Origin of the sequence: Paraburkholderia sp. RL17-373-BIF-A, assembly GCF_046030175.1 — a bacterium.
In the GTDB taxonomy this organism is placed as follows: Bacteria; Pseudomonadota; Gammaproteobacteria; order Burkholderiales; family Burkholderiaceae; genus Paraburkholderia.
On sequence record NZ_JARESO010000291.1, the window covers coordinates 1 to 1,046 of the forward strand.

1 protein-coding gene is annotated in these 1,046 nt (G+C 53.7%); it reads right to left on the bottom strand.

The window, feature by feature from the left end; genetic code table 11:
• The coding region (locus tag P0D80_RS50420; RefSeq protein WP_408296306.1) for an EscU/YscU/HrcU family type III secretion system export apparatus switch protein at window positions 1-1,046 on the bottom strand (1,046 nt) is incomplete at both ends.

Here is a 1,046-nt window from a genome sequence, read left to right on the forward strand (position 1 = left end):
TCCTTCTCGCTGCTTGTCTTGGAGTCCCCGCAATACATGCGCCACCGCCTGAAACAATGGCTCGGGGATGTAGTCCCCGGGGGTCGTCGAAGCAGCTAACGCACGCGCGAGTTGTACATTCTCAACCACCGGAATCCCTTGGGCTTCTGCCAACGCAACGATGCTCAGCGCCAGCGCACCGCGTCCAATCTCTAGAACTTGGGGCAACGGTGTCTCGCCCGACACATAACGCAGGCATACAGCTATGTGACTTGGGTTGCGTAATACGACTAACGACTGGCCCACGCTCGCAGCAAAGCTTCCGCTCTGCACTTCGCGATGCAACTCCCGCCGACGGTGTTTTACCTCTTGGTTGCCTTCCGAATTTTTGAACTCTTGCTTGATATCATCGCGCGACATCATCAGCTGCTTGATCAACTGCCTGTGCTTCATAGCATAGTCGGCGACCGCGAACATGGCCGTCACGCCCAACAGGATCTCCCACATCCAACGCGCCATTTGCACACAGACCGCCAATCCTGCCTCCACTCCAGCCAACGGAAGATGTGCAAACGAGGCGGCGTATCGCTTGACCAGATAGAAAAAAATGCAACCTAGAATTACTACCTTTAAAACGGACTTACATAATTCGAATAAACTCTTGACTGAAACAATTTGCTTCACGTTGGATAGCGGACTAATTCGTTGACCTGATGGAAGCAGTGCTTTTGGTGCGAACAGAAAACCCGATTGGATCAATCCGGTCAACGTCAGAGCGGTAACAAGCAGCGCAGCAAAGCCAAAGACGAAGCGTTCTATCACCATGACGAAGTGATCCGCCACCTGCTGCAGTGCACTGTGTATCGGTAAATTAACACTTGCAACAGTGACCGTGACCAATCCCGCCAATCCTGTCACCAACGCCGGCCCCTCCGCCGTCATCCACAACAATGTCACTGCCAAGAGCACGCTCGCGTTGACCTCCTGACTTGTGGCGATCTGTCCTTCTTGGCGCGCATCCCGTATACGCTTGGCCGTTGGTTTCTCAGACTTCTCGCTCATTGTGC